The sequence below is a fragment of the Gallaecimonas mangrovi genome (assembly GCF_003367375.1).
GTDB classification, from domain to species: Bacteria; Pseudomonadota; Gammaproteobacteria; order Enterobacterales; family Gallaecimonadaceae; genus Gallaecimonas; species Gallaecimonas mangrovi.
In genome coordinates, this window is record NZ_CP031416.1 from 11,761 (window position 1) to 35,971 (window position 24,211).

Genomic DNA, 24,211 nt, shown 5'->3' on the forward strand with positions numbered 1-24,211 from the left:
TAACACATTTACCTTATTGCAGTACGGAGATGTCCGCTACCTGCAAGAACAATTCCCGTAAGCGGTTAAGTATCGCCAAGCGGTTTTGTTTTAAGGCGGCATCATCGGCCATTACCATAACGCCTTCAAAAAACGCATCCACTGGCTCACGTAAGGCGGCCAATGCGCTTAAGGCCGGTGTGTATTCGCCGTTGGCAAACAGCGGCGCCAGTTTGTCTTCCAGTTGGCAAACCTCTGCGAACAGCGCGATTTCGGCGTCTTCTTCCAAACGGGTTTTATCTACCGCCGTCGGCAGATCACCCTCTACTTTGGAAAGAATATTCCCTACGCGCTTATTGGCTGCCGCCAGAGCGTCGGCTGCCTCCAGTTCGCGAAATGCCGATACTGCTTTAACACGTTGGTCAAAATCCAAGGGTTTGGTAGGGCGACGTGCCAACACGGCATTAATAACATCGCCGCCGAAGCCTTCATCTTGATACCAAGCTTTAAAGCGGCCCAACAAGAACTCCAGCACATCGTCTTCAACGTTGCTGTTGCTGACTTTGGCGCCCAGTAGCGCCTTGGCTTCCCGCACCAGATCGGCAAGATCCAGGGCCAAAGCGTTTTCTTTTATGATGCGAAGCGTACCCAAGGCGGCACGGCGCAGTGCAAAGGGGTCTTTGTCGCCTTTAGGGGCTTGGCCAATACCAAAGATACCGACCAAGGTGTCTAACTTGTCAGCCAGAGCCACAGCGCAGGATATTGCCGATGAGGGCAGGGCGTCACCTGCAAAACGAGGCAAATACTGGTCTTCCAAGGCTTGTGCTACCGCTTCGTCTTCACCATCTAAGCGCGCATAGTGCATGCCCATGGTGCCTTGCGTGTCGGTAAATTCCATGACCATCTGCGTCATCAGATCGCACTTTGACAATAGGCCAGCGCGCTGGGCTTGGGCGACGTTGCTACCAAGCTCGGCAGCAATAAAGCCCGCCAAAGCGCTAATGCGTTCGACTTTGTCTCGCAGTGTGCCCAGTTCCTTTTGGAACAGCACCGTGCTCAAGCTATCTAGGCGGTCGGCCAGCTTAGACTTGCGGTCGGTATTGAAGAAGAACTCGGCGTCGGCCAAGCGTGGGCGAACCACTTTTTCGTTACCGGCGATAATCTGCTGCGGATCTTTAGACTCAATGTTAGCCACAAAGATAAATTTGTTCAGCAACTTGCCGTCTTTGCCATAAACCGGGAAGTACTTTTGGTCACCTTTCATGGTGTAAACCAAGGCTTCTGGCGGAACCGTTAAGAACTTCTCTTCAAAGCTGGCCACTAACACCACTGGCCACTCAACCAGTGAGTTTACTTCTTCGAGTAAGCTCTCTTCCATGTCGGCAGTGCCGCCGAGTTCAGCGGCTTTTGCTTCTACAGCCAACTTGATTTTGGCCTTGCGCGCCTCAAAGTCGGCCAGCACTTTGCCTTTGCTTTCAAGGTCGCTCAGATAGTTGTCGGCGTGGGCAAGGGTAAAGCTGCTTTCACCCATAAAGCGGTGGCCGCGCACAACACGGTCAATTGCAATATCCAGTACCGAGCCGCGAATGATTTCATCGCCATACAAGGCGGTAATGGTATGTGCAGGGCGAATGAACTGGGTGCGTTTGCTGCCCCAACGCATCGGTTTGGGGATCGGCAGCTTTTTAAGTGCACTTTCCACCATCGCTGGTACCAGTTGTTGCACTGCTTGGCCTTTGACTTCGGCTTTATGCAGCAGCCACTCGCCTTTATCGGTGACCATGCGGCCGGCATCTTTGATGTCGATACCGCAACCTTTTGCCCAGCCTTGAGCGGCTTTAGTGGGGTTACCTTCGGCGTCAAAGGCGGCTTGTACGGCAGGGCCGCGTTTTTCAACAACCTTATCTGGCTGTTGAGCGGCCAACGCTTTTACCGTCAACGCCAGGCGCCGTGGTGCCGCATGCCATTGAATACTGTCAAAAGCCAATTCGGCGGCATCTAACTCGGCGTGCAGATTATGGGCAAAGGCTTCCGCCAAACTGCGCAGAGCCTTCGGAGGCAGTTCTTCGCTACCGATTTCGATAAGAAGATTTTGAGCCATTATTTTGCCTCCTTGCACATCGGGAAGCCCAGTGCCTCGCGGGCAGCATAAAAAGCTTCAGCACAGCCTTTAGATAGCGCGCGCACACGCAGAATGTATCGCTGGCGCTCGGTAACAGAAATTGCATGGCGAGCATCAAGCAAGTTAAAGGCGTGGGATGCCTTCATCACTTGCTCATAGGCGGGCAGAGGCAGTGGCTTTTCTAAGGCCAGTAAGTATTGGCATTGGCGCTCGCACTCATCAAATACCTGGAACAGGAATTCGACGTTCGCGTGCTCAAAGTTATAGGTGGACTGCTCTACTTCGTTTTGATGAAAAACGTCGCCGTAGGTGATTTTGCCCATGGGGCCGTCAGTCCAAACCAAGTCATAAACCGAGTCTACGCCTTGGATATACATCGCCAGGCGCTCAAGACCATAGGTAATTTCGCCAGTCACCGGGCTGCACTCTAAGCCACCAACTTGCTGGAAGTAGGTGAACTGGGTGACTTCCATACCGTTTAACCAGACTTCCCAACCCAGACCCCAGGCTCCCAAGGTGGGTGACTCCCAGTTGTCTTCGACAAAACGAATGTCGTGTACCAGGGTGTCAATGCCTAAGGCTTGTAAGGAACCCAAATACAGCTCTTGGATATTATCCGGCGAAGGCTTGAGCATCACCTGAAACTGATAGTAATGCTGCAGGCGGTTGGGGTTTTCACCATAACGGCCGTCAGTTGGACGGCGAGAGGGCTGCACGTAGGCACTGGAAATAGGTTCCGGGCCAACGGCACGTAAGAAAGTCATGGGGTGAAAAGTACCGGCACCAACTTCCATGTCCAAAGGCTGGATCACGGCGCAGCCTTGGCGGGCCCAATAATCCTGTAAGGCGAGGATCAGCCCTTGAAAGGTCTTGAGATCGTAATTTTGCATCTTGATTAGCGTCTTTGCTGATTTCGCGGCAGAAATAGGGGCCAAGTATACCGCGAACTGCGGTCAAATTTGGAGCACTAAGCCTGTTCGATTTTAGCGCTGTAAATTTGTTGTCGAATTAACATTAATAACAAAGATGAAACGATGCTAGAATCCGCGCTCAAAATTGAAGTTGCATGGCACATTCCCATCACTTTTTAGGGCTTTTCAATTGTTTTAAAAACTCTTTATTGAGTGTAAGTGCACACTTACATGGAGCCGGTATAGATGCAACAGCGACAAAGGACGTTGCATATTACAACTCTTACTTTCTCTATCGCCGGACTGCCCCTCTTTGAAATCCTCGCAGGTGTAACAGTCTATTTTGCCTGGCATTTGTCAAACCAACGCTACCGGCTTGTCCGGCGGCCGTATTTTTTCTAGCGGTACGGCTCAAGTTGGCTTCCCAATCTGCACCATAACAAGGGCTATTTAATGACTCCCCCAAATTGGGTATTGCACCGGCCAAAGTATGAAAAGGCACCTTATCTGCAGCTTCTAAAGCCGCAAGAGGACGGCAGTCAGCAATTGTTATGGCATCAACACCTGCCTGGTGACGCCAGCGAAATGGTGCTGGCCGCCTTTTATGATGATGAAACTTTCGTGGTGGCCGAAGAAAGTGGCCGCATTTTTCGCGGCAATTTGGCTGGGGAGCTGGCGCCTATTGCCCAGTTACCCGTGATGGGTCTCGGTGGTGGCGCTTGGCTTGATAATAAACACCGGCGTTTTTGGTTCGCCGGTGAAATGAAAATAGCGGGTAGGGAAGATACGCAGCTACTGGGCTGGGCATTGCCCGATTGGCAGCCGGTATTAAAGGCGACACTGCCCGAGTACATTGCCACTCAAACCATCATGGTACGTAGCGACGGTAATGTATTGTTTTACCGCCACCGTTTTGAAGGCCAGCAGGGCTTTTTCTGCACCGATACCGGCAGCGGCGAAAGCATCTTTTACCCGTTACCCTGCCTACCGCTACCAAAGGTGCGTTATCCGCTGCATCGAATCGCTTTTTGCCAAGACCGTGATTGGGCATTGATTCCGGCTATTGATGCGTTGCCGGTGCAGGGCAAAGGTGCCAAGACGAAGGTGGGATACCAGCTACAGCTGGTGTGTTTAAAAACCTTTTCCATTCTTTGGCGCCAGAGCGTGCGGCCATTCGATTTAAAGCAGCTAGATAACGGCAAGGCTTTGCTGGCCTGGTGCCGGGGTAAGGATGATGACCAAGATGCCCTGGAAGACTTCATTGAAACCCTAACGGCTATCCGTTTTTGCCAAACCGAAGACGCCGCTTGGCTGCATTGGCAAGACGGCGCTGTACAAAAACTGCGTTTTGATATTACCGGAGTAACGGAAAGCCGCGTTTATCCGCTGACCGAAACGCCCGATGCGTTGGCTGGCCGGGCCAACCCTTTAGTTGGTTACGGCTACAAGAATTTTGACTATGGCCTCGTGGAGCAGGGTGGCTATCTGCCCATTTTTGACTATCGCGGCGTTGCCGTAGTAGAGCTTGAAAACCTGCAAAGCGCGTCTAGCCTGCGTTTTTGTCGTTGCCCCGCACCTGAACTTGTTACCTCTGAGCTTAGTCAGCAGCAGTTGGTGCGTAGCACCGGCATCACCATTGATGTTGATTACCTAGTATTGCCGGAATGCCGTCTGCAGGGCGCTAAGCAATTGCTGGGCATTATTCAAAACGCTGAAGCGCAGTATCTCACTTTTTTCTTTCGTGACCGGGATGACCGCCGGCGCAGCGAAGCCGAGTTTGTGCAAATGGCCATTGCTGACCCCGGTGTCGCCGCGGCGCTGGCTGAAGCAGTAGCGCTGTTTTGTGTCCGCCCTGACGCAGCCCTTCTTTGCAGTGGCGACAGCAAGGCGGCGCTTTCCGACACCGTCTTGGCACTGGCCGAGCACAGCATCGATTATCTGCCGCTAATCGCTCGGTACCTCAATGTTATTGATGGCGAACACTGCGCCATGTTTCACATGAAACATACCCTGCCACTCATTAAGAAAAAGTACGGTAAGGGATTAATAAAAAACAAATTGTACAAAGCGTTCAACAAGGCGCTGCCAAGGCCCTTTAACGGCAAGGAATAGTGAAGTGACCAACGATTGGACGGTAAAGGCCGTCAAACTGGATTATATCGGCCACCAGCAAGTACAGGTGATTGACCCTGCTGGCCCGCGCTTAATTTGGCAATGTGAACTGCCTGATACCGCCGATGGCGACTTGGCATTGCTGGCGGCTTTGGATGCCAAGCGTTTTGTGGCGGTGCACGAGTTTGGCAAGAGCTTTATCGGTCAGGTGGATAAGCGCGAGCTGACCCTGTTTAGTGATATCGACTGTGGCGCCGACATGGCTGCCTGGCTCGACGCTGCCAAAGGCCATTTGTGGTTGGCCGCCGAGGATATTCTGGATGGTGACCGTGACAAGCAACTGCTGTGTGCCGACCTTAATGCCGGCGAGCTTATTCATGAATTTGATTTTCCAGACTTCGCGTTAGATCAACAAAGCTTGCAACCCCTGGCGGACGGCTGCTTTGCCTTTTATGGCCGTAACGACAAAGCCGGCATCAAGTTTCGCAAGCATTGGTTAGGCGTTGTCGATACCCGCAATGGCCAATGGCAACAACATACCCTTGCCAGCACGCCCACGCCGCAGTCGCTTAGCATTCGCCGCCAACGCTTTTTCGACCGCAACCGAGCCCTGACTATTGTGCCGGGGGCCAACGGCTTAACGGCACAAGAGGGCGGCTTTGAATATGCGCTGTCCTGTATCAACTTGGCGGCAGCGAAAGAAGCTTGGCAGCAACCGGTGCGATGGCTTCCCCCTGAGCTTATGGCTGATGAACTTGGCGACACTGGCGCCCTTAGCCGAATTGCTGCTGGGCAAATCAGTCATAGTGATAACGACGAATGGATGCGCTTTTTAACCTGCCTTACCGCCATTGGTTTTTGTCAGAACGAGGCCGCGATGTGGCTAGGCTGGCAAGATGGCGCCTTGCAAAAACTGTCACTGGGCGGTGAGCGGTTGTCACCTTTGTATGCGCTACATGAAGAAGGGCGACAACAGCAACGGCTGGAACGGCAGTGCTCGGCGGCTATTTCCCATATTGAGGTGCAGGCCAACGGCAGCCTGGTGCTGGGGGTTGGCGAACACGACGACTTTAGCTTTTGGCAGCTTGAGGCGCCGCAAAGCGATAGCGTTGCCGGTGGTTTGATGGCAGCCGAGCGGCAGCGGCGTTGGCTGCAAGCTTCGCCCTATTTGCCGCCAGCCGTCACCATTGCCAACGCTATCGCCATGCCAGGCGTCAGTGGTTGCGTGCCGGTGAGCGTGAGCGACCTTGAATCTGAGCACGGTCAATTGGCGGCATTAACCCAGGTCAAAGGGTTAATGCCTGCCCTGGCGGCATATTTTTCGGCAAAGGCCAAAACCGGCTTTTTGGGGAAGCTGCGGGCAAAGAAAAAGCCCGCTACTCAAGCTCTGTACTTTGCCTACAGCGACAGCCTTGGCCGTGCCCTGAGCGACTACCAATTTTTAGCCATGGCGCAACATGCCCAAGGGGGCCAAGCGCTGATGGCCGACATTATTGGCGCCTTTAGCCAGTGGCCTCTGGCGGGCGATATTGTCGGCCCCAAAGGAGAACCGGCCTTTGCTGAAATGGCCTTTTACTTAAGCGAGCAATGCATCGAGCATTTGCCGGTACTGGCTAACTACTTTATTGCCATCGGTGGTGGTGAAGACGTGCACCCATACCATATCAACCGCACTATCGCTTATATCCACAAGCACTACGCCGGCACCAAGGAGCTGGCGGCCTTTAATAGTGCCGTGCCCTGGCCCTACCACGATGCCAGCTTTGCCAAGCCCGAAGCTGACGAATACGACGACTGGGGCTATGCGTAAGAGGCGCCAATCATGAGCTATTTTCCAACACCGACACCCGGCCAACTACTGGCCATTGACCCCGATAGCGGCGTGCCGCGTGTCCATGCCTTAAGACTTCGCCAGGCGCAAGAGGGGAGTGAACTACTTTGGTCTTTGGCATTAAATAGCGCCAAAGGCAGGCTCCATTGCCCTGGTTTTTTCACCGTGCCTTCGCAAACCGCGGTTTTGTTTGACGACTATGGCTGCTTTTATTTACTGGATATTGAAAACCAGAGCACGGCGCTGCTGCACCACTATCAGGTGGAGTATTGCCGGGCAGTATTATTAAGCGACGGCGTAACCCTGGCCGTGCTTTGGAATCACGAAAGCCAATATTGTCATTACCTGGATTTGTGGCGTTGGCAAGATGGGCAACTGGCGCGTTGCTCGCGCCAGCCGGTGGCTTGGCACGAGTCTTATGACATTCGTTTTAACGACGTTTTGCTGGCTGCCCCTGATAACGGTTTACTGCTGCATTGCGTTAGGGACCAGCGCTGTTATTTGCTGAAATTTGCCGCCGCCAGTAAAGAGGAAACAATCCCCCTCTGCGCCTTAGATTTAGCACCTGCGCCAGAAGACTGGTGGCAGCAGAGGGCTGCTTTTGCGGTGGATCTGGCGCGCGGTATTTTAGTGATGCCTGCCACGCCTAACCCTGATGGCGATTTGCTGGCCGAACATGCCCTTGAGTTTGTTGACTTGACTAACGGCAAGCGCTGGCAACTACCGGTGCGGCGCTTTAGCGAGCAAGTGGCGGCTAACTATCAGAATGAGCGCGCTGATTTCATCAACGGATTGGTAGCAATACAGTGTTGCCAAGATGAGCCAGCGCTTTGGTTATGCTGGTCTGACGGTGTGGTACGTAAAGTCTCCCTCGATGGCCAGTGGCGCTCGCCTTTGTATGGCCCCAGCGACGCCAAAGACGACCAAGCCTTTGGTGACAGTGAGCTCGAACTCATCCAAGCCTGCGGTTTCTTGGTGTTGGACGGTTACCAAGAGCTTGCCGTTTTTAGCCCAGACCCGCTGGCGCTTACCAGCAGCCAACAGGGGCAGCCAAGTGCGGCAATGGACGCCTGGCACAGTTGCCCCTTGCAGCGCTTTTACTGGCAACACAACTGGCAGCTTGGTAGCGCCGAGCAATATCAGCTTGAACGCTTAGGCAGCACCGTGATTGAGGTGAGTGATTTAAGCTCCGTCGTCGCCCTTGGTTTTGCCCTTAAGCGCCTGGTACTCAAGGCTGAGAGCATCGATGAGCTGTGCCTGGCCAATCGTCTGCGTTTTACCTTTACCGATGGCCAAACCGATTGGAACGAAGCACAGTTTTTTGAACAGGTTGTGGCGCTGCCGGATGGGGAAGCTGACATGGCCGAGTTGTTGGAGTGCTTTATTGCCTATCCCGATGCCGAGTGCTGTTTTCATGACAGTTATTCACCGGCGTTAGCGCATTGCGCGCTGCACTTGGGGCTGGCCAACAGTGATTGGCTGCCGCTCGTTGCCCGTTACCTCAATAGTATCGACCCGGACCACGAAGTCTTTTTCGCGCAGGAGGGCCTGTACCGCCTCTATCAAAAGCACAGCATAGCGCCCCAATGGCAAGCCTTTATGGCGGCGTTGCCAGAACAAATGCGCCAGTAGCATTAACGAGTTTCCGTATTTTATGTTGTCGATAATTAAAGATATTTTCTGGAAAGGGCAGTTCGCTTTTGCTGGTTTACTAGACCGCGACCGCTACTTTATTGGCCTTTTTGTGAGCTTCCTACTGGCGCAGTTGTTGCTGCTAGCCTTTGGTTTTTGGGCCCTGCCGTTAGCCGTATTGCTGCACAGCCTGCTGGCCAGGCGGGCTTTGGGTGATTGGCTGGCGTTACCGGCCGGGCTAATTAATACCCTGGTGTTAGCCGCGCCCATGGCGCTGCCTTGGCTACAGCGCCTTATCGCCAAGGACATGGCGGTATTTATCATCGGTGCTTTGGTGGCACTGCTGTGGCTGGTGATGAACGGCTATATGTTGCTGTTTCGCACCGGTCTTAAGCCAGGTAGCCACCCGTTACGGCAGCTCAATAGCGCCCTTAAAGACTATAAGCAGCTTACCGGCACCGCCTATTTTTGGCGGAATCTACTGACGGCGGCCGTGTTGGCCGCGCTTTACGGGGTGGCTTTCTCTTATTACCAAGATCAACTGCACCGCTATCGTATGACCGGTGTCCATTTGGGGCTGGGGATGATCGCTTTACTCTGGGCTGGGCTTTATCTACGTATGTTGCTGTTTCGGTTGCGCAATATCGGTATCGGCAACGCCTTAAGCATCGGTTTGTTGGCCGCCAGCGCGGTGTTGCTGGCAGTGCTGTGGCTGATGGCCATGCAGTTGCAAACCCTTTCTGCCTATCGCTATGAAGTTTGGCTGGCTTGGTTGGTAACCCTTTCGCCTTTAGCTGGCATCTTGCTGCAACTGCAAGTGGGAATAATCACACTGCTACCGCAACGGCCAGGGAAGTAAGTCATCATGTATTTGATATTGAAAGATCTTTTCTTTAAAGACCAGTTTGCCTCTATTCCCACGCCCATGGACAGAGACCGTTACTGCCTGGTTTTGGCGATATTAGTGTGGCTACCCATGTTGTTGTCGGTTGGAAGTCGCTTACTGATGGATACCGAGGTTATTGAGGGGCATGCCTCCGACTGGCAGCGCTACGGCATGGTGTGGGTGAATGTCCAGGTACCTTTTAGCCTGTCACCGCTGCTATTGGTGGGGCATCTTTGGCTGGCAAAGCGGATGTTTGGCAAGTTGCTGGCAATACCCTTTGGTTTATTAAGCTATCAAGCCATCAGTGCATTGTTGGTGTTTGCCAGTCTGGGCGGCGATAGTGCGCTACTTGGCAAGCAGCCGCTAGTGGCGCAGGTCGTGGTGATAGTGGCATGGCTGACAATGGTGGCTTTAGTGGTGTGGTTTAAGCCCTCACTGAGTCAAACGCAACGATTGCACCCATTGCTGCGTGCCAATAACCAACACCCACAGCAGCGGCAATATTCACCCTTATCATTTTTCTGGCGTCTGCTGCGCTTGGCCGCTATTAACGTCGGCCTGTTGTTAGTGCTGCTGCTGGCGGTCTGGGCTTTTTCTATTGGTACTGATCCTAAAGCCATCCAAGTGCTCGGGGGCTGTTGGCTGCTGGTGTTTGGCATTATGGTGTGTGCAGCTTGGCGGCGCCGGCTTCGCAATCTCGGGTGGTCCTTTGGGTCCTGGTTTGGCGGTTTGTTATTGGTTGCCGGCTTTTTAGCCATGCACCGATTGGCAGCCGAGCAATACCACTACCTGGGGCAGGTGTGGCTATATCTGCTGATGCAGTCGTTGCAGTCGCTGCTGATGTTAGGGCTTACCACCAGCGTGCTGTGTTTTGCCATCAAGCCAGCCCCAGGCTTTGGCCAGCATAAGTCCGGTGAGGGTGTTTGAGCACCGACAATCGAAGCGGTGAAGGTGATGGCCTATATCCGCTGCAGTGTCGCCACCATCTGGGCCCTAAGTAGCAGACATTCAGCCAGTCTTTACCTTATGAATAAAAAGGGGCGCCAAGCGCCCCTTTTTTAGTCTTGCAGGCAGGCCGCTGCTGCATCTCGCACTTTACGCGCCGCATCGTGGCTAAGGGCTGCGATCAAGGCGTTGCCGCCAGGCACTGCTCGGAGCATTTGTATTAGCTGCACCTTCGATTTGGCACTTAACCGCGCGGTTTGCTTCGCCATATTTTGCGCGCTGAGCAGCGTCAGCAGGTACTGTTGGCAGGCTTGGTAAGTGCAGTGCTCAATACAAAACAGCAACTGATGCTCAGTTTTTATCGCCAACGCGCCAAGCCAGGGCAGAAATTGCCCTAAGGCCGCTTCCATGTAGGTATCGTCGTGGCGGTCCCAGTCATGCTCTAAAAAGGTTGCCATATCGATACTGCCATCGGTTAGACGCTGTCGCAGGTAGCCTTCCATCAGCCGCTGCTCAAAGAGCTTAAAGCTCCGGTAGCTATGGTTAAGCAGCAACTGCAACAGCCGGTCGCGCATTTCGTCTTCCAGTAGCCAGATAAAGTCGCCAAGACCCGCCAAGTAGTGGTCTACTGGGCTGACGGCGAGGTCTGTGGCGACCCGGTGCTGGTAATGGGCGGCTGCCTCTTGGTAGCTCAGGTGGCCGTGCAAATAGGCCAGGGTTTTTTCAAGGGCTATCTCGAGCCGTTGCTGGTCGTCAAAGAGGGGTTCGGCGCCTTGCCACAAGGTTTCTTGGTCTTGCTTGGCATCGATTAGCAAAACACGGTGGCTTAGTAGCCGCTCTTGCCCTGGGTGGTATTGGCTGAGTCCAAATACCTCCAGGTACTCGCCCTTATCTTGTACCAGTGCGACTTCCAGCCACTGGCCATAATCAAGGTGTAACCGTGGGTCGACGCGCAGGTTGGCGCTGAATTTAAGCGGCTTTTGCGAAAGCTTGTCGGTATCCATAAGCCGCACCGTTTTACCTAAGTCGGCGGCCAGCGCTTCTTCCCAAGACAGTATGCTAAGGCGCAACATCCGCGTGAGTGCCACGTGAAAGTCGTGCTTTAAGCTGTCGTCACTGGCGAGGGTAAAGCGGGGGTGGCGCAGACTAAGCGCCCGGTAAAAGCCCAGTTTGTTGTGTTCGCTAATGTATTTTAGGCCCTGTTGTAAGGCGATGGCCTTATTGCGGGCAATGGTCGCGAACATGCCAGATCCGGTGCTGTCTATGTCGGCGTAGTTATCCAGGGCCTCGATGTAGTCCTGATACTGGCCATTGCGCTGGTAGAGCTGCACTTCGTAGGCAAGGCGATAGGCCGGGTCGACACCCGCTTTTTCAATGGCATCAAAGCATTCAATGGCGGCCAGCGGCTCATCAAACTCCACACTGTAGCTATCGGTGCTAAAGGTTTGGGCAACGGTGCGCAGCATCCGTACTGGCGCCAACGCCACCAGCATTTGCCACAGCCTTTTAGCTTGAATACTCAGCGGCAGCGGCAGTTGCTGCAGCCAGTAGCTGCTAAGCACCAAAGGCAGATGTTCGCCACTAAAGCGGCCGAACACCTCGTAGCAGGGCTGGTACTCGCTGTACTTGGGAAAATACAGACGGGCTTGGCGACACACATCATCGCGCAGCAGGTTTGTTTTTAATAAAGCCAGTGCCTCTTTAAAGCTCAGTTGTGGTGCATCACTGCAAAAATACTGGCTAAGCAGGGCTCGCTCGGCATGTGTCAGCCCCGGGTAGGCATCGCTGTCTCCGGCGGTGGCAATTGCATCTTCTGAGAGCAGCATTTGGCTGGCCAGCTGCCAGATCTCACCCTGAGCCAATTGGCGGGCCAGCGCCTCGGTAACGCTATCGCCGCGTTGTTGCTGCCAGTCTTCAAACAGCAGCCAGGCCATTAGGTTGTAGTGGCCTAATTCAAAGCGCGGCAGCGGCCATTGCTCAGGGTTTGCCAGTGACCGGTACTCGCTAAAAAAGTCGCGAAAGCTTTGCTGCTGGCGCTGATGGAAAGTGCAATCGGTGCTGGCGGTTATCAGTAATTTACCGAGCAGCTTTTGGCCATGGGCGGCGGTGTCGAAGGGCGCCTTGCTATAACGTTTGGCAAAGTCATCAAGGCTCATCAGCGACCAACTGACCACCACATCGTCGCGAATATGCTCGTTTAGCTCATCAACCCCTAATAGACGATAAAACACATCCAGCAGCCGCAGCCATTGCTGCTGGCGCTCGCTAAGGCCACTATTGGGCAGCAGGGCGCCTTGTTGGCCGGTGTCTTCCTCGTCTTCAAGTAGCTCGTCTTGCAGGTCAGAGAGCAGAAAAACCAATTGTTCATTGATGTCTTGGTTACTTTTCCCAAAGACAAGTTCGTCTGCAATTCGCCGGCCAAAAAGCGGAGCATTGGTTTGGCAAAAGGCATACAGCGCGGTGGTATTGAGTGCGACTACGGTTTGGGAGTGGCCGCCATCAATGATGTATTGCCACAGCATGCCGCCGCCGGGTAGCGCCTGAATAAGCTGATGAATTTCCAGCAGCGCGCTACCGGGCGCTTGGTGGAAGTCTTGGTCTTGTTGTTTTTGAATATTACTTGGGCTGTGGGCTGCCAAGGGAGCCTGGGCTTTTGCTTCGATGGCGGCCAGTAAGTCAGCCGCTTCGTCTTCGAGGGTGTTACCCATAAAGGGCTGAGCCCAAAAGGTATCGCTGTCGAGTTCGTCGTCCCACCAATAGTCGTGGTCTGAAAATAGGGTGGCGTAAAAGTCATGCACCGGCGTGGCGTCTTCTGGCGCTTCGTCCTGATAGGTCAGCATCTTCGGCTCGGTCAAAAGCCGCTCAGTCAGAGCGGCTTTAAACCACGCATAATCTTGCGGGGCCAGGGTAAGGTGCTCGGCGAGGCTCTGCTGCTGATGTTCATCCCCTGAAAACATTTGATAGCGAAAGGCGTTGTTGTCGCACCATAGGTAGGCTTTGATGATGTCGCGCTGCCAGCCATAGTGCGCCAAGAGAGCGGCCAGGTAGTTTTGGCAAGCACCGGCGTGTTCGTCGTCCCAGTTAGGGATAAGAAATTGCGCCAACAGCACCGCGTATTGGCTATCGGTACGCGCCAGCATGTAAAGCGCTTCTACCCCAAATACGTTCATGTCGTCCAGCCACAGCGCCCAGGTGTCATTGTGGTGGCGTGAAAAGGCCACTAGGGCATCGGCGGTGGCAACGATATTCGCCAACAATGCCGGGTGCTGCAGTGCTAGGGCAAAAAAGATGGGTTCTGAAATATAAACCGGGTCGCCTTCTTGTATCGCGCCTTCCACCACGTTGGCATCACCGTCAGGGTGCAGGGCCAAGGCTTCTTTTAGCAATGCCAACTGGGCTGGCGCGGTAACGTCGTCAAGGCACAAGCGGCGATGACCATCCGCGGTTTGGGCCACAAACTCGATGTCAAAGTGCTGCTCGCGGGTAACGGCTAAATCTGCCAGCCGCTGGCGGTATTGGGCGAGTGCTTGGCCAATGCTGGCAACAGATTGTGGGTTAAAGGCGATCTTAGTGTGCTTGTCGAACTGCAACATCCAATGTCCTATTTATGCAGCGGGCGGTAAGCCAGGTGCCTATCTGCACCTGGCGTATTTTATGTGTGGAAAGTAAGGCGACCATTTGGTTGGCCGTTTTCAATCGCCGAAAAAGGCTTAGAGCCCTTTTTTTATCAGGTAGCGAAAGGGGGCACTGGTGGTCTGTGAGGCCACCAAGGTGTGGTCCATAAACCGGCAAAAAGAGGGAATATCGCGGGTGGTGGCGGGGTCATCTGCTAGCACCAGCAGGGTTTCACCGTCGCTGAGCTTACGAATTTTGCCGCGTACCATCATCACCGGTTCTGGGCAGCGCAGGCCCAGTACGTCCAGTTCATGGTCGGGATTAGCAAAATGGCTCATAACAGGCTCCGGCGAAAAAGTGGCCGAATTTTACCTGAAAATAAAAAAGCCGACCACAATGGGCCGGCTTTTGCTGCCTAAAAGCGCTTAGAACACGCCGCTAAGCGAGGCGACTACGCCCTTTTCCATGGCTGGCAACGCCACACTTGCCTGCAGGTTGGCTTGGTTCGCAATGCTGACCACACGGGTCTGAAAGCGTTTCCAGTGGGTTTGACGGGTTGAGCTTTGTTGTTGGCTGGCGGAGGTGCCTTGTACCAGGGTTGACTGGTTTTTTTCGGTGATCACTTCATCACCCTGGGTGCGCTCGCTTACCTGCACATCAACAATCATGCCGTAGTAAACGTCTTTTTCCATGGCATCGGCAGCAATACCGATGGCAGCGCCAATCAAGCCGGTAGCTATCTTGCCTTTGCCACCACCAAAGGCGCTGGCACCGACGGCGCCGCCAATAAGGCCGGCACCAAAGCCATTATTTAAATCGCCACGCAGCTCATTCATGTCGGCCTCGCCCACTTTCAGCAAGTTGGCTTGCAGCATAAAGTTGGCTTTGTCCGGATTGTCGGTCACTTCGTAGCCACGGGCTTGAATGCCCCTGACAATTTGCTGTTGTAGCTGGATCTGTGGCTGGTCGCTGGTGTTGTGAATTTGCACAAATACGATGCGTTTAGCGGGTGCTACCGGGTCTAAGAAAATGGTGTCAGACATTTGGGTCTGCACGTTCAAGTCGCGTTTGGCGATAGCGGTATGCGTGGCAGTACAACCGCTCAGTAATAAGGCGGCGCCAATAACGGCGGCGGATAGATATTTGGCTGAGTGCTTCATCGTCTTCTCTTCACTGCTGACATCGAATGCTAACCGGCAAGGCAGTTAAAGCGAGCTTGAAGAGCCTGTCGGTGCTTTAGTGTACTGCGAGAAACAAAAAGAAAAAACCGGGTGCAAGCCCCGGTTTTTCATATTTAACAATTGGTTACACTCTTTCAAATACTGTTGCGATACCTTGTCCAAGTCCGATACACATGGTTGCAACCCCTAAGGTAACGTCTTTGGCTTCCATCAGGTTAAGCAAGGTGGTGGAGATCCGTGCCCCCGAGCAACCCAAGGGGTGGCCAAGCGCGATAGCGCCACCGTTGAGGTTAACCTTGTCCTCTACCTTGTCAGCCAGGCCCAAGTCTTTAACGCAGGGCAGTGACTGCGCCGCAAACGCCTCGTTCAGCTCAAATAGCTCAATATCGTCTACCGTCAGGCCGGCCCGTTTCAGCGCTTTTTGCGTGGCGGGCACCGGGCCATAACCCATGATGGAAGGGTCGCAGCCAGCTACCGCCATTGAACGAATTTTGGCGCGAGGTTTTAGCCCCAACTCTTTTGCCTTGTCGGCCGACATCACCAACATGGCGCTGGCTCCGTCAGACAATGCTGAAGAGGTACCGGCGGTGACGGTGCCATTGACCGGGTCAAATACCGGGCGCAGTGCCGCCAGTGATTCGGCGGTGGTTTCTGGGCGAATGACTTCATCAAAATCAATCAGTTCCAGCACGCCGTCGGCGTTGTGGCCAAGGGTGGGCAGAATTTCGTTTTTAAAACGGCCTTCTACGGTGGCGGCCCAGGCGCGCTGGTGGGAGCGGGCGCCAAAGGCGTCTTGTTGCTCACGGGTAATGCCGTGTAGGCGGCCGAGCATTTCTGCGGTCATGCCCATCATGCCTGCCGCTTTTGCCACGTTTTTGGCAAGGCCCGGGTGGAAATCAACACCGTGGGTCATGGGTACATGGCCCATGTGCTCGACGCCGCCGATGATAAAAATATCACCCTGGCCAACCATGATGGCGCGGGCAGCATGATGCAGTGCGTCCATGGACGAACCGCACAGGCGGTTCACGGTGGTGGCCGCTACGGTTTTCGGCAGGCCCGCCAGCAATGAGGCATTACGGGCGATGTTAAAACCCTGCTCCAGGGTTTGCTGTACGCAGCCCCAGATAACGTCTTCAATTTCTGCCGGATCAACGGCGCTGTTACGCGCCAATAACCCTTGCATCAAATGGGCAGACAGGTCTTCTGCGCGAATATTACGGTACACGCCGCCTTTGGAACGGCCCATCGGGGTGCGGATGCAGTCGACGATGACAGCTTCTTTAATCATGTTCGTTCTCCGTCCTTATTGGCCGTAGTAGGTTTTGCCGCTAGCCGCCATTTCACGCATGGTGTCGGTGGCCTGATAAAGCTCGCCTAAGTGGGCGAACTGGTCGGCAACGGCAACAATTTTGTCGAGACCAACGGTATCGATATAGCGGAAGACCCCACCACGGAAGGGAGGGAAGCCCAAGCCATACACCAAGCCCATGTCGCCTTCGGCAGGACTGCCGATAATGCCTTCTTCCAGGCAGCGCACGGTTTCGATGATCATCGGCAGCATGGTGCGGTTAATGATTTCATCCGGGCTAAATTCGCCCTGGGCTTTAACTACTGCTTTAAGTAGCTCGTAGCTTTCTGGGCAGGCTTCTTTTTTCGGTTTGCCGCGTTTGTCCTCGGTATAGACATAAAAGCCTTTACCGTTTTTCTGACCAAATCGCTGGTTTTCAAACATCACGTCGATGGCGTCTTTGTCGGACTTGCTCATCCGGCTAGGGAAGCCTTCTGCCATAACGGCTTGGGCATGGTGGCCGGTATCAATACCGACAACGTCCAGCAAATAAGCCGGGCCCATGGGCCAGCCAAATTGCTTTTCCATTACCTTATCAATGGTTTGGAAGTCTGCGCCGTCACGTACCAAAAGGCTAAAACCCTGGAAGTAAGGGAACAGTACCCGGTTAACAAAAAAGCCGGGGCAGTCGTTAACCACGATAGGGGATTTCCCCATTTTGGCGGCAAAGGCCACCACGCTGGCCACGGTTTCTTCAGAGGTGTCTTTGCCGCGGATCACTTCCACCAGCGGCATGCGATGCACCGGGTTAAAAAAGTGCATACCACAGAAGCGGCTGGGATCTTTAAGGCTCTGGGCCAACTGGTTGATGGAAATGGTTGAGGTGTTAGAGGTAATAATGGTTTTTTCGTCTACCACCCCTTCAACCTCGGCCAAAACGCTGGCTTTGACCTTCGGATTTTCCACCACTGCCTCTACCACGATGTTGACGTCTTTAACGCTGTCGTAGCTTAGGCTTGGCACGATGTTGTTAAGCACACCGGCCAATTTGGCGCCATTAATTTTGCCGCGCTCAAGCTGCTTGTTCAGTAGCTTAGAGGCTTCCGACAGGCCAAGATGCAGGGCCTTGTCGTTGATGTCTTTCATGATGATAGGGGTGCCGGTTGATGCCGACTGATAGGCGATGCCGCCCCCCATAATACCAGCCCCCAGTACGGCGGCTTTGTCGATGTTGTGCGCTGATTTAGCTGCCTTTTTCGCTTTGCCCTTAATGTATTGGTCATTAAGGAAAATGCCGATAAGGGCCGTTGCTACATCGGTTTTGGCGAGCTTTACAAAACCTTGATGCTCGATGGCCAAGGCTTCGTCTCGGCCCATGCGAGCGGCGGCTTCAATGCCTTTTACCGCCGTCATGGGCGCCGGGTAGTGTTTGCCTGCTTGCGCAGCAACCATACCGGCCGCCGTGGTAAAGCTCATGCCCGCTTCCAATTTATCGAGCTTTAAGGGCGATTTTTTGGTTTCGCGGCGGCCTTGCCAGTCCAGCTTGCCGTCAATGGCGCTCTTGGCCATGGTAAAGGCCGCTTCTTGCAGCTTTTCGGGTGCTACAACGGCATCGACCAGGCCCACTTTCAGGGCCGCATCGGCTTTACTGTTTTTCCCGGTAGTAATGAGTTCCATGGCGTTATCAGCGCCAATGACTCTGGGCAGTCGTACCGTGCCACCGAAGCCGGGAATAATGCCCAATTTAACTTCGGGCAGGCCGATTTGGGCGCTGCTGTCGGCAACGCGCATGTCGGTAGACAAGATGCACTCGCAGCCGCCGCCCAACGCAAAGCCGGTTACGGCTGAAACGGTGGGGAAGGGCAAGTCTTCGAGTTTGCTAAAAATCGCGTTGGCTTTGACAACCCAATCGAGTAATTCGGCGTCGGGCAGTTTAAAAATACCGAGGAATTCGGTGATGTCGGCGCCGACGATAAAGGCGTCTTTGCCGGAGGCCAGCACCAGCGCTTTGATATCGCTGCTGCCTTTGATGGTGTCCAGTGCTGCGTCTAACTCGGACAGGGTCTGGCGATCGAATTTATTTACGGAACCTGGGGCGTCGAAGGTCAGTACAGCAATGCCGTCCTGTTCCAGCGCCACCTTGAGGTTGTCACCTTGGTAAAGCATTTGGCGTTCTCCCTTTGTGCCACTTGGCAGGTGGTCAAACCAGTCACAAGGCATGATGATCGGAAAGCTTCCGGAATGCAACAGCCTTTTCAAACATCCGTTTAATGTGTTTGTTTAACTTGGATGGCAACCTGACGTTGCGGCCTTTGGCGGGGCTGCCTTGGGTCCCTTTAGCGGCAGTGGTAGGATGGCGCATCCTTAAACACATCGACGGTGAACAGTATGGAACATCTGGCACGCCTTTACCCTGCGCATCTCGACGAGTTGCAAAATCGCACCAAAGCGGCGCTGTCACGTTCGGGTTACGAGGCCCTTGCTATTCATGTGGGCCAGCCGCGGGGTATTTTTCTGGACGACAACCCTTATCCCTTTAAGCCCAACCCGCATTTCAAACAGTGGCTGCCGGTAGTTGATAACCCTCACTGCTGGGTGATCGTTAACGGTGAAGACAAGCCCAAATTACTGTTTTATCGCCCGGTCGATTTTTGGCACAAAGTGGCAGATGTACCCAGTGATTACTGGAGCGAGCATTTTGATATTGTGCTGATTGACTCGGCCGATGCCGCCGCTAAGGCGCTGCCTGATAATAAAGGCCGGGTGGCCTATATTGGCGAGCATCTTGAGTATGCGAAAAGCCTGGGCTTTAGCGACTGTAATCCGGCGCCGGTGCTGAACTACCTGCATTACCACCGCGCCTATAAGACCGAGTGGGAACTGGCCTGTATGCGTAAGGCCAATGCCATTGCGGTAAAAGGTCACCTGGCCGCCCGCGACGCCTTTATGGCAGGTAACAGCGAGTTTGCGATTAACCAGGCGTATCTGTCGGCCACAGAGCAGGGCGAAAATGACCTGCCGTACGGCAACATTGTGGCTCTTAATCGCCACGGCGCCATCTTGCATTACATGCATTTTGACCGCGCCGTTCAGCCACAAAACCGCAGTTTTTTGATTGATGCCGGTGCCAGCTTTAACGGCTTTTCGGCGGATATTACCCGCACCTATGCCCGCGAAGAAAACGCCTTTGCTGAGCTTATTAGTGCCGTTAACGCACTACAAAAAGACTTGGTGGCAGCGCTCAAGCCCGGCCTTAAATATGCCGACCTTCACCACCAATGCCACTTGGGTATTGCCGCCATTTTAAAAGACGTTGGCGTTATTCATTGCGACGGCGAAACCGCGCTTGAAACCGGCATTAACCGCGCCTTTTTCCCTCATGGTCTTGGCCATCACTTGGGGCTGCAGGTGCATGATGTGGGCGGCTTTATGGCCGACGACTACGGTACGCCGCAGCCAGCGCCAGCAAAGCATCCGTTCTTGCGTACCACCCGCACCGTTGAAGCGGGGAATGTGCTGACCATCGAGCCGGGCCTTTATTTTATCGACAGTCTCTTGGAAGAAGTGGCGAGCGGCAGCCATAGCGATTTGGTCAATTGGGATAAGGTGGAAAGCTTTAAGCCCTATGGCGGTATTCGTATCGAAGATAACGTTATCGTTCACCAAGACGGTTTAGAGAACATGACCCGCAAGCTTGGGCTTGCCTGATACGCCCCAAGGTAGCGATGGCATATAAGGTTCCTACCAAGACCGTGGTAATAGAAGAGCTGATTAAAAAGAGCCGCTTTATCACGCTAATGGCCCATACCCCCGGTATCGATGCTGCCAAAGCTTTTTGGCAGCATTGCAAAACGCAGTACCCCGATGCCCGGCATTGGTGTTTTGCGGCCGTCGCTGGCGAGCCTGGCGACGGCCAGCAATATGCCATGAGCGACGACGGCGAACCGGCCGGCACGGCGGGTAAACCCATGCTGGCGCAGTTACTTGGCAGTGGTATTGGCGAGGTTGCCGTGGTGGTAGTGCGCTATTTTGGCGGGGTAAAATTAGGGACTGGCGGTTTGGTTAAAGCCTACGGCGGCGGGGTATCAGCGGCGCTTAAGCAGCTTACAACCCAAGAGGTGGTGGCGTTTAAAGCATTCCAGCTAACCCTTGAGTACAGCGCCCAAAACGATGTGCTTTACCAAATTAAGCAGCACCAGGGCATCGTAGTTGATGAGCACTTTGACCACAGGGTAAAAATGCAGGTGAACATTCCCGTTACCGCCAGTGCGGCTTTTACTCGCTGGCTAGCGGTAAGAGACGATGTTAGCTGCCAACAAGAAGAACAAGGAAAATAACGCCCATGCTTGAGCACCATACCTTTTTATTGGCCTATTCCTCGGTTGATGGCCAGACGCGCGCCATTATGCAAACCATCGCCAAAGAGCTGCAGGCGCAGGGGCATCAGGTGCGTTTTTGCGATATCGAGCGCCACGGCGAGCCGGAATGGGACGGTATTGATGCGGTGGTGGTGGGCGCAGCGGTACGTTATGGCGACCACAGACCCGGGCTTTATGCGTTTGTCAAAGCCCAAGCGGTGGAGCTTACTGCCAGGCCCAATGCCTTTTTCTCGGTCAATATGACGGCGCGAAAAGCCGGTAAAGACACCCCGGAAGGGTCGCGCTATATCGAAAAGTTTTTAGAAAAAAGCCCCTGGCACCCGCAACGGCTGGCGGTCTTTGCCGGCGCCCTGCAATGGGACAAGTACCGCTTTTTCGACAAGCTGATGATCCGTTTTATTATGAAGATCACCAAAGGCCCCACCGATACCCGCCAGAACGTTGATATGACTGACTGGGCAGCGGTAAAAGCCTTTGCCAAAAACCTTAGTGGCGCCAGAAAGCAGGGGTAAAGACCGCTACCACGGTCAAAATTTCCAAGCGGCCAAGCAGCATACCCAGCGCCAGTAACCACTTGGCGGTATCGGGCAGGCTGGCAAAGTTGCCCGCCGGGCCAATAATGTCGCCGAGGCCCGGGCCAACGTTGGTTACAGCCGTTATCGAGGCGGTAAAGGCGGTGACCATATCCAGCCCCAACAAGCCAAGCGCCAGGGTAATAAAAGCCACCACCAGGAAGAAGGCAAAGCTAAAGGCTACCAGCGAGCGAATGATGTCGTCGCTGACCGGGCGGCGATTGTAGTTCTGCACAAAAACCGCGTTAGGGTGAATTTGCTGCTTTAGCTGCAGGTGCAACATGCCCGCTGCCAGCTGGAAGCGGAAGATTTTTATGCCACCCGAGGTTGACCCCGAACAGCCACCCACAAACATGATCAACAAGAACACCGTGACCGCAAAAGGCCCCCACTGGGTGTAATCAGTCAGGGCAAAGCCGGTGGTGGTAACCACCGACACCACATTAAAGGCCGACATCCGCAGTGAATCTAAAAATGGCGTGCCATCGCGCACGCTCATCCAAATGGCCAGGATCATCGACACCGACACCAAAAACAGCAGGTAGCCTCGAAATTGCTCGTCTCGCCACAGGTTCCACTGGTTTTTACGCACCGCGTTTACCAGCAGTAAAAACGGCATGCCTCCGGTCATCATAAAGAAGGTGCCCACCCAGTGGCTGGCGTTACCAAAGTGCGCCATTGAGGCATCCGATGTGGAATAACCGCCGGTGGAGATGGTGGTCATGGCGTGATTAATGGCGTCAAACCAGCTCATGCCAGACAACCAATAACAAAGCAGGCAAAGGCCGGTCAGGGTTAAATACACCCACAGAATATCCCGGGCCAGGGTGGCGGTACGGGGGGCGCTCTTGTCGGTCCACTCCGACGATTCGGTGCGGAACAGCCGCATGCCCCCTACGCCTAAGAAGGGCAGTACCGCTACCGCCATCACGATAAAGCCAACACCCCCTAGCCACTGCAGCAAAGATCGCCACAGCAAGATAGAGCGGGGCATGGTATCGAGCCCGGTCAGCACCGTAGAACCGGTGGTGGTAATGCCTGACATGGTTTCAAAGAAGGCGTCGGTATAACTGATGTGTTCAACAAACACCAAGGGCAGCGCCGAAAAGCCGGATACCAGCAGCCAGGTCATGGAGGTCAGCAGGAACATGTCCCGCACCTTAAAGCGGCCCAGCTCGCGGGTGCCCTTGGCCATGCAAAAGAGGGCAGCGGCGTAGGTAATGGCAGCGGATTCTAAAAATTGCACGGTGCCGTGCTCACCGTCCCAGAATGCCAGGCCAGTGGGTAGCAGCATCATCAGCGCTAATACGTTGAGGAAAACGCCAATGATGAAGAGTACGGGTTTGTAGTTGAACATAGGCAGCCTAGAAGAAAAGGGCGCTGGGCTGGAACAGTTTCTCAACGGCGGCAATGTGCTGCTTGTTCACCAGGAACAAGATCACATGGTCGCCACTCTCTATCACCGTTTTATCGTGGGCGATGAGGACTTCTTCGCCGCGCACTATGGCACCAATACTGGCACCGGGCGGTAATTTCACGTCAGCAACTGCCCGGCCCACAACGTGGGACGTGCCGGGGTCGCCGTGTGCCACGGTTTCAATGGCTTCGGCGGCGCCGCGGCGTAGGCTGTAAACATTGACGATATCGGCGCGGCGAATATGGGTTAGCAGTGCCGAAATGGTGGCTGTTTGCGGCGAAATCGCAATGTCGATAGTGCCGCCTTGCACCAAGTCTACGTAAGCGCCGCGCTGGATCAGCACCATTACCTTATGGGCGCCCAACTGCTTGGCGAGCATGGCCGACATAATGTTCACTTCGTCGTCGTTGGTCACGGCGATAAAGACATCGGTTTGGTCAATGTGCTCTTCTTGCAGCAGCTCTTGGTCAGAGGCGTCACCGGTAAAAACAATGGTGTCGCTGAGCTTTTCTGAAAGATAGGCCGCCCGGGCGGGGCTGCGCTCAATCAGTTTAACCGCGTATTTTTTCTCAAGCTGCTTGGCAAGGCCGGCACCAATGTTACCGCCACCGGCAATCATGACCTTGCGATAGGGTTGCTCTAGTCGCTGCAGCTCGCTCATTACCGCCCGAATGTGGTTGGAGGCGGCAATAAAGAACACCTCGTCATCGGCTTCAATCACGGTAGTGCCTTGCGGCTTAATGGCTTTGCCTTGCCGGAAAATGGCCGCTACCCGGGTGTCGACGTTGGGCATGTGCTCGCGAAGCGTTGACAGTGCATTGCCCACCAAAGGCCCACCGTAATAGGCTTTTACCGCCACCAGACCAACTTTGCCGTCGGCAAAATCCAGCACCTGCAGGGCGCCGGGGTAATCCACCAGGCGGCGAATGTAATTGGTGACCAAGGATTCCGGGGAAATAATGTGGTCAACCGGAATGGCATCGTCGCCAAAGAGACTTTCTTTTTGGCGCAGGTATTGGTCAGCGCGGATCCGGGCGATTTTGGTGGGGGTGTGATAGAGGGTGTAGGCAACCTGGCAGGCCACCATATTGGTTTCATCACTGTTGGTCACCGCAATCAGCATGTCGCCGTCTTCGGCGCCAGCCCGGCGCAGCGTATCGGGATGCGCGGCATTACCGTGGATCACCTGGATATCAAAACGGTCTTGCAACTCGCGCAAACGCTCGAGGTTAGCGTCAACCAGCGTGATGTCGTTTTGTTCGCCAACCAAGTTTTCAACCAGGGTGCCGCCCACTTGGCCTGCACCCAGAATGATAATTTTCATTAACCCAAGTTCCC

Annotated in this window: 17 protein-coding genes; 8 read left to right on the forward strand and 9 right to left on the reverse strand. The window is 54.2% G+C overall.

The genetic code is table 11. The annotated features are described in order from the left end of the window. Positions 1 to 13: 13 nt before the first annotated feature. Both glyS and glyQ read right to left on the reverse strand, forming a co-directional pair. A complete protein-coding gene (glyS, locus tag DW350_RS00055) occupies positions 14 to 2,083 on the reverse strand; it encodes a glycine--tRNA ligase subunit beta (protein ID WP_192954869.1) in 2,070 nt (689 codons plus the stop codon). Next, on the reverse strand, positions 2,080 to 2,991 hold the full coding sequence (glyQ, locus tag DW350_RS00060; protein ID WP_115716898.1) for a glycine--tRNA ligase subunit alpha: 912 nt from the start codon (positions 2,989 to 2,991) through the stop codon (positions 2,080 to 2,082). The genes glyS and glyQ overlap by 4 nt, the downstream gene beginning before the upstream one ends. A gap of 474 nt (positions 2,992 to 3,465) precedes the next feature. On the opposite strand from glyQ, the gene DW350_RS00065 reads away from it, so the two are divergent. The 5 genes from DW350_RS00065 to DW350_RS00085 are packed head-to-tail and all read left to right on the forward strand — an operon-like array spanning position 3,466 to position 10,400. Beyond that, positions 3,466 to 5,124, forward strand: coding sequence for a hypothetical protein (locus DW350_RS00065; RefSeq protein WP_115716899.1), 1,659 nt, complete (start codon positions 3,466 to 3,468; stop codon positions 5,122 to 5,124). A 4-nt stretch (positions 5,125 to 5,128) separates the two neighbouring features. After that, positions 5,129 to 6,934 carry a hypothetical protein gene (locus DW350_RS00070; RefSeq protein ID WP_115716900.1) on the forward strand — a complete coding sequence of 602 codons (1,806 nt, stop codon included), beginning with the start codon at positions 5,129 to 5,131 and terminating at the stop codon, positions 6,932 to 6,934. 12 nt (positions 6,935 to 6,946) lie between these two features. After that, the gene (locus DW350_RS00075) at positions 6,947 to 8,587 is read left to right on the forward strand and encodes a hypothetical protein (RefSeq protein ID WP_115716901.1); all 1,641 of its coding nucleotides are present in this window, start codon (positions 6,947 to 6,949) and stop codon (positions 8,585 to 8,587) included. Positions 8,588 to 8,609: 22 nt separating this feature from the next. After that, complete coding sequence (locus DW350_RS00080; RefSeq protein WP_115716902.1) at positions 8,610 to 9,446, forward strand: hypothetical protein; 837 nt, start codon at positions 8,610 to 8,612, stop codon at positions 9,444 to 9,446. 6 nt (positions 9,447 to 9,452) lie between these two features. Further along, positions 9,453 to 10,400 carry a hypothetical protein gene (locus DW350_RS00085; protein ID WP_115716903.1) on the forward strand — a complete coding sequence of 316 codons (948 nt, stop codon included), beginning with the start codon at positions 9,453 to 9,455 and terminating at the stop codon, positions 10,398 to 10,400. Positions 10,401 to 10,531: 131 nt separating this feature from the next. On the opposite strand, the gene DW350_RS00090 is transcribed toward DW350_RS00085, so the two are convergent. The 5 genes from DW350_RS00090 to fadB all read right to left on the reverse strand — a co-directional run bounded on the left by DW350_RS00090 (position 10,532) and on the right by fadB (position 18,671). After that, the gene (locus tag DW350_RS00090) at positions 10,532 to 14,011 is read right to left on the reverse strand and encodes a hypothetical protein (protein WP_115716904.1); all 3,480 of its coding nucleotides are present in this window, start codon (positions 14,009 to 14,011) and stop codon (positions 10,532 to 10,534) included. A 117-nt stretch (positions 14,012 to 14,128) separates the two neighbouring features. Further along, positions 14,129 to 14,371 (reverse strand): sulfurtransferase TusA, encoded by a 243-nt coding sequence (gene tusA / locus DW350_RS00095; RefSeq protein ID WP_115716905.1) that lies wholly within the window; start codon positions 14,369 to 14,371, stop codon positions 14,129 to 14,131. Positions 14,372 to 14,458: 87 nt separating this feature from the next. Further along, positions 14,459 to 15,193, reverse strand: coding sequence for a complement resistance protein TraT (locus DW350_RS00100; protein WP_115716906.1), 735 nt, complete (start codon positions 15,191 to 15,193; stop codon positions 14,459 to 14,461). Between the two features lie 145 nt (positions 15,194 to 15,338). After that, the gene (fadA, locus tag DW350_RS00105; protein ID WP_115720519.1) at positions 15,339 to 16,502 is read right to left on the reverse strand and encodes an acetyl-CoA C-acyltransferase FadA; all 1,164 of its coding nucleotides are present in this window, start codon (positions 16,500 to 16,502) and stop codon (positions 15,339 to 15,341) included. Between the two features lie 18 nt (positions 16,503 to 16,520). Next, positions 16,521 to 18,671 carry a fatty acid oxidation complex subunit alpha FadB gene (fadB, locus tag DW350_RS00110; RefSeq protein WP_115716907.1) on the reverse strand — a complete coding sequence of 717 codons (2,151 nt, stop codon included), beginning with the start codon at positions 18,669 to 18,671 and terminating at the stop codon, positions 16,521 to 16,523. Between the two features lie 222 nt (positions 18,672 to 18,893). Here fadB and pepQ point away from each other — a divergent pair, with 222 nt between their 5' ends. Genes pepQ through hemG form a run of 3 tightly spaced genes read left to right on the forward strand, consistent with a single transcriptional unit; the run spans position 18,894 to position 21,396 of the window. Beyond that, positions 18,894 to 20,213 carry a Xaa-Pro dipeptidase gene (pepQ, locus tag DW350_RS00115; protein WP_115716908.1) on the forward strand — a complete coding sequence of 440 codons (1,320 nt, stop codon included), beginning with the start codon at positions 18,894 to 18,896 and terminating at the stop codon, positions 20,211 to 20,213. 17 nt (positions 20,214 to 20,230) lie between these two features. Next, positions 20,231 to 20,842, forward strand: coding sequence for a YigZ family protein (locus DW350_RS00120; protein ID WP_115716909.1), 612 nt, complete (start codon positions 20,231 to 20,233; stop codon positions 20,840 to 20,842). 5 nt (positions 20,843 to 20,847) lie between these two features. Beyond that, on the forward strand, positions 20,848 to 21,396 hold the full coding sequence (gene hemG / locus DW350_RS00125) for a menaquinone-dependent protoporphyrinogen IX dehydrogenase (RefSeq protein WP_115716910.1): 549 nt from the start codon (positions 20,848 to 20,850) through the stop codon (positions 21,394 to 21,396). On the opposite strand, the gene DW350_RS00130 is transcribed toward hemG, so the two are convergent. Both DW350_RS00130 and trkA read right to left on the reverse strand, forming a co-directional pair. After that, the gene (locus DW350_RS00130) at positions 21,371 to 22,813 is read right to left on the reverse strand and encodes a TrkH family potassium uptake protein (protein WP_115716911.1); all 1,443 of its coding nucleotides are present in this window, start codon (positions 22,811 to 22,813) and stop codon (positions 21,371 to 21,373) included. The genes hemG and DW350_RS00130 overlap by 26 nt on opposite strands. Before the next feature lie 7 nt (positions 22,814 to 22,820). Continuing rightward, on the reverse strand, positions 22,821 to 24,197 hold the full coding sequence (gene trkA / locus DW350_RS00135; protein WP_115716912.1) for a Trk system potassium transporter TrkA: 1,377 nt from the start codon (positions 24,195 to 24,197) through the stop codon (positions 22,821 to 22,823). Positions 24,198 to 24,211 lie beyond the last annotated feature (14 nt).

Coding starts and splice junctions, on each gene's coding strand:
- DW350_RS00085 (WP_115716903.1), top strand. CDS start 9,453: ATGTATTTGATATTGAAAGATCTTTTCTTTAAAGACCAGTTTGCCTCT.
- hemG (WP_115716910.1), top strand. CDS start 20,848: ATGCTTGAGCACCATACCTTTTTATTGGCCTATTCCTCGGTTGATGGC.
- DW350_RS00065 (WP_115716899.1), top strand. CDS start 3,466: ATGACTCCCCCAAATTGGGTATTGCACCGGCCAAAGTATGAAAAGGCA.
- fadB (WP_115716907.1), bottom strand. CDS start 18,671: ATGCTTTACCAAGGTGACAACCTCAAGGTGGCGCTGGAACAGGACGGC.
- DW350_RS00100 (WP_115716906.1), bottom strand. CDS start 15,193: ATGAAGCACTCAGCCAAATATCTATCCGCCGCCGTTATTGGCGCCGCC.
- DW350_RS00120 (WP_115716909.1), top strand. CDS start 20,231: ATGGCATATAAGGTTCCTACCAAGACCGTGGTAATAGAAGAGCTGATT.
- DW350_RS00080 (WP_115716902.1), top strand. CDS start 8,610: ATGTTGTCGATAATTAAAGATATTTTCTGGAAAGGGCAGTTCGCTTTT.
- DW350_RS00130 (WP_115716911.1), bottom strand. CDS start 22,813: ATGTTCAACTACAAACCCGTACTCTTCATCATTGGCGTTTTCCTCAAC.
- tusA (WP_115716905.1), bottom strand. CDS start 14,371: ATGAGCCATTTTGCTAATCCCGACCATGAACTGGACGTACTGGGCCTG.
- DW350_RS00075 (WP_115716901.1), top strand. CDS start 6,947: ATGAGCTATTTTCCAACACCGACACCCGGCCAACTACTGGCCATTGAC.
- glyQ (WP_115716898.1), bottom strand. CDS start 2,991: ATGCAAAATTACGATCTCAAGACCTTTCAAGGGCTGATCCTCGCCTTA.
- trkA (WP_115716912.1), bottom strand. CDS start 24,197: ATGAAAATTATCATTCTGGGTGCAGGCCAAGTGGGCGGCACCCTGGTT.
- DW350_RS00090 (WP_115716904.1), bottom strand. CDS start 14,011: ATGTTGCAGTTCGACAAGCACACTAAGATCGCCTTTAACCCACAATCT.
- pepQ (WP_115716908.1), top strand. CDS start 18,894: ATGGAACATCTGGCACGCCTTTACCCTGCGCATCTCGACGAGTTGCAA.